Annotated in this window: 2 protein-coding genes; one reads left to right on the top strand and one right to left on the bottom strand. The window is 70.7% G+C overall.

Annotated elements, in window-relative coordinates; translation table 11 throughout:
- The coding region (locus GBZ26_RS26930) for a carbohydrate-binding domain-containing protein (RefSeq protein WP_174441456.1) at positions 1-2595 on the bottom strand (2595 nt) is incomplete at its 3' end.
- Positions 2596-2818: 223 nt separating this feature from the next.
- On the opposite strand from GBZ26_RS26930, the gene GBZ26_RS26925 reads away from it, so the two are divergent.
- The coding region (locus GBZ26_RS26925) for a glycosyltransferase (RefSeq protein ID WP_174441455.1) at positions 2819-4823 on the top strand (2005 nt) is incomplete at its 3' end.

Below are 4823 nucleotides of genomic sequence, written 5' to 3'. Positions count from 1 at the left end.
GGAGACGATGCCCATCAGCGTCCAGGCGAGATCCTGGAGGCCGGCGGTGAGCGCCGGGGACAGCGGCAGCAGGCTGTAATCGTGGTTGTAGGCGTCGGCGAACAGCGGGTCGCCGGTCCGGTCGTTCGCCCCGTAGGCGCCGACCTGGTGCAGGAAGTTGGCGTCGATGGCGTTCTGCCCCGCCGACAGGATCGTCACGTAGCCGCCGAGCGGCACCGCCCCCGACACGAGGTTGCCGGTGACCGTGTTGTTCGCCGGGATGCCCGCCGCGCCCGCCAGGGGCACCCATTCGATGCGGATGAAGCTCTCGCCGTTGGCGCCCAGCACGCCGATGTTGTTGGTGACGATGTTGTCGTGGCCGCCATGGATCATGACGGCGGCCCAGGCGGTGTCGCGCAGGAAGTTGTCCCGGACGGTCACGCCGCTGGTCAGGTCGTCCAGATAGATGCCGTAGCCTTTGTAGTCGCGCAGCCACTGGCCGGTGCTGGTGGTGGCGATGCCGCCGGTGTGCTCGACCCGGTTGCCTTCGATCCGCGTGCCGGTGTTCAGGTTCGACCGCCCGAGCAGCTCGATGCCGCCGGAATCCGCCGTCTCCAACCCCGTGTTGCGGACGCGGTTGTAAAGGATGGCGTTGTTCAGGCTGATCGTCGCGGTGTCCCAGTTCTTGACCGAGATGCCGTAGCGCGAGCTGTGGTCGATGTCGTTGTGGGAGATCACCGTGTCGCTGATCCCCGACGCCATGATGCCGCCGGCGTATTTGCGCACCTCGCCGATGTGTTGGATGCGGTTGCCGGTGACCGTGTTGCCGACCGACTGGCCGGTCAGCGCGATTCCGTTGATGCCCAGATGGTTCAGGTAGTTGCCGCTGACCAGATTGCGGTCCGCTCCCTGGGTCAGCCGGATGCCGGTGCCGACGTTCACGAAGCCGTTGCCGGCGATGGTGTTGACGTCGCCGTTGAGGACGTCCAGCGCGTTGCCGTCCGTCGTCGTGTTGGCGAAGGTCAGCCCCTGGACCGTCACCCCGTTGGCGCCGTTCAGCCGCAGCAGCGTGCCGAGCCGGGCGACCTCCACTCCGGTCCCGGTGAAGCCCTCCCCCGCCTTGATGACCAGCCGCCCGTCCGAGGCGCGGTAGGCGAACTCCCCCACCTGGTCGACGTGGGCGCTGTTTCCCAGCAGCTTGAAGGTCGAGCCGTCGCGCATGGTGAAGGGCGCGTCGGCGGTGAAGGTCAGGGTGCGCGTCACCGTGTCGATGCCGGCAACAGTCAGGATCGCGTCCTGGAGCCGCTCGGTGTCGAAGACCTGAACCCGGCTGCCCGGCACCAGATCGGTGGCGGTGACATCGCCCGCGCGGTAGCGCAGCGCGTTCTTGCTGGCGCCATAGGCGCTCGCGTCGGCGACGAACCAGCCGGTGGTCGGGTCCTGCGGGTCGTAGGCCCCCTTGGAGGCCAGCCGGTAGCGCACGCCGTCGACGGTGACGTCCAGCCCCGGCGCCGCGGACAGGGGCGCCGACCAGACGCCGTTGCCTTCGTAGGTGAAACCACCGACCCGCTCGCCGCCGCTGAGGACCGCCTGCTCGCCCGGATATCCGAGGATGCGGACGCCGCTGTCCGGCGCGCCGAGGCTGAGCGTGCCCGTCAGATTGTAGGAACCCTCGCGGACGTAGGTGGTCTTGACGGTGCCGGCGCGCATGGCCGCCTGCGCCCGCTCCAGGCTGGCGAAGGGGCCGTCGGTGCCGTCGGCGTTGGGGGCGGCCAGCCGTCCGGACCAGGCGTCGTTGCCGTTCTTCGCCACGTAGAAGGCGTCACCCTGCGGCGCCGGCGCGTCCGACGCGCTGCCCTGGAACACGGGGGCGGCGACCGCCAGGGTGACGGAGCCGTCGTTGGACGGCGCAGGGGGGGCCAGGGTCTTGCCGTTTACCGTCACGGCGCCGAGCGCCAGGGCACCGGCCGGCGCCCCGTCCACCGGCAGGATCTGCACCGTGTGGGCGATGGACGGATCCAGGGTCACGCCGAAGGTGAAGCGCTCGGCGGTGCCGGACGCGGCCTCCGCCTCCCCGACCAGCGTGCCGTCCACCAGGACCTTGAAGCGCACCGGCCCCGTGGCGGACGCGCCGCGCGCCGCCTCGACGGTGATGGGAATGGGTCGGGTGATGACCTCCTCCGGCTTGGGCGGGGGGCGGACCACAGGGCCGCCGAACATCTCCTCTCCCAGCCCGAAGGACAGCAGACCGCCCCAGTAGAGCCCCACCTGGCCGGCGACCACGTCCTTGCCGTCCACCGCCCCCTTGTCGTAGGTGGCGCGCGCGTCGGTGGATTTGATCTCCTGCCCGTCGACGGTGATGGAGCCGACAAACAGGTTACGGTCCACCCCGTTCACCATCCCGTCGTTGTCGTACCAGATGGAAATCCGGTGGGCCTGGTCGGGATCGAGCGCGGCGGTGAAGCGGTAGGGGGTGCTGGAGGTGGCGGCGACCCACGCCTCGCCGATCATCACGCCATCGACCAGCAGCCGGAAATGCGGCGCTTGGCCGGCGGACACGCCCCAGGCGTTCACGACGATCGGGATGTCGATGGTCCGTTGCGGGGACGTGGACATGCGGGATCCTGGAGCCTGCGGGCGGGAAACCGCCCGTCCCGAGGGTTGCGGAATGCTCCCTCGCGCTCCAAAACTGGCATACCACTATCGATTGGGTGTGTGACATTGGTCCCAGAATGGCCACAGCCAAGGCACTGGTCACAGCCCATGCGGGAAGGCTTGCCGGGGCTCGCGGAGCGGCGGTAGATAGCGGTGCCCCTCCCGCCTCCTGCACCGAGTCCCCATGACCCTGCCGCCGACCTTCGACGCGGATGCCCTCGCCCGCTATGCGGCGGCGGACGTCATCTTCCTGGCCCAGGACGGGTATCGGCAGCCCTCCGCGCGGGTGCGTTGCTACAACTTCGCCAAGGCGCTGCGCCAGCAGGGGCTGCGGGCGGAGGTGCTGTCCTTCTTCGACCATCTGGGCGCCACCGATCAGGCCGGCGCCCTCTCGACCATCCCCGAGGAGGAGAAGATCCGCCTGAACCTGGAGGCCCACCGGGTGCTGGCCACCAACCCGCGGGCGGTCCTCTATGTGCAGAAGGTGGGCTACCACACGCTGGCGGCCGCCCTGGCGGCGGAGCGCGGCGGCAACCGGGTCGTGCTCGACTACGACGACTACGAGCTGGACATGCAGCCCTTCCGGCGGCTGGAGCCCTGGTTCCCCAGCCTGCGCCCCGACCAGCTCTTCCACACGGTGGCCAACCGGGCCGGGGCCTGCGTGGCGGCCAGCCACCGGCTGGAAACGCTGTTGGCTCCGCTGAACCCGAACACGCACCTGATCCACACGGTGGCCGACCAGGACCTGTTCACCGCCGACGGGCGGGACGCGCCGCGCCGCCGCTTCGGGAACCGGGTGAACATCCTCTATTCCGGCGATTTCTGGGGCGACATCCCCATGAAGGACGTGCTGTTCGCGGTGGACGCCTTCGCGCTGGTCCCCCGCGCCGTGCGCGACCGCGCCTGTTTCCACATCATCGGCTTCGGGCGGGCCTGGGAAGAGTTGAAGCGGCGCCTGAGGGAGCGCTTTCCGGACCTGCCCAACCTCGAACTGCACGAGTTCATTCCGCCGACCGAGATCCCCGCCGTTCTGCGGGAGATGGACATCGGCGTGCTGCCCTACTCGGCCAACGAGTTCAACGTCGCCAAGAGCCCGACCAAGATGTTCGAGTTCCTATTGGCCAAGGTGGCGGTCTGCGCCACGCCGGTGGGCGAGGTGACGCACTGCCTTGAGAACGGCGTGTCCGGCCTGCTGGCCGAGGGGATGGAGGGTTATTCCGCCGCGCTCGCCCGGCTGATCGGCGACGACGCCTTCCGCCGGGACGCCGCCGAGGCCGCCCACCGGGTGGCGATGGAGCGTTTCTCCCTCCAGGGCATCGCCCCGCGGCTGGCCGCCGTCGTCCGCGGCCTGCTGGAACCGGAGCCGCGGGCGGAGGCCCCGCCCGTGACGACGCTGGAGGATTTCCTGGCCGCCCGCCTCGCCCGGCCGGTCCCGCCGGCCCCGCGCGAGGTGCATCTGATGCGCCGCGACCTGGAAGCCCTGCTGGCCACCGAGGACCTTGAGGCCGCCGACCCGCGCCGCTGGAGCGGACCGCTGGTCGCCGCCCTCGACTGGCCCGGCCTGACCAGCGTGGAGCGGGTGGCTCCGGATCGCGTGACCGCCCTGAAGGCCGCCGCGGCGCGCCACCGCAACGCCGCCCGGCTGCGCCCGGAGATCCTTCTGCCGGCGCGGGAACGGCCCTCCGGCCCCCCGGCGCTCAGCAAGCTCGCCGCGGCGGAGGATTGGGACGATCCGTTCTGGCGGCCCTGGGCGGTGCGGGTGCGGACCAACGTCTCGACCTTCCAGGCGCCCTATATCGACCACGCCGACGCGGAGCGCCGCCGCGACGAGGACGCGCGCAACAACATCGACAATTTCTTCAAGCGCAGCCGCGGCACCTGGGAGCGCGCGCAGTTCCTCTACGGCCTCGACCGGCTGGGTCTGCTGGAGCGACCGTCCCGCGCCCTGGTGCTGAGCGCCGAGGTGGACGGCTTCTACCTCATGCTGACCGAGCTGGCGCGGGCCGTCGGGGTGGTCGATGTCGGGCCGGGGGCGGCGGCCCACGCGGAGCGGGTGGCGCGCGGCGACCGCGACCCCTGGCTCGCCAAGCCGCGCCGTTTCCACCGCGACCGCATCGCGATCCATCACGGGATGCCGGGGCGGGATCTGTTCGCCGATGTGCCGCGGGTCGCCTGCCGCATCCCGCAAG

This window comes from Azospirillum formosense, assembly GCF_013340925.1.
Classification (GTDB): domain Bacteria; phylum Pseudomonadota; class Alphaproteobacteria; order Azospirillales; family Azospirillaceae; genus Azospirillum; species Azospirillum formosense.
Note: the sequence above shows the minus strand (reverse complement) of the source record. Positions and strands in the feature narration are given on the sequence as shown.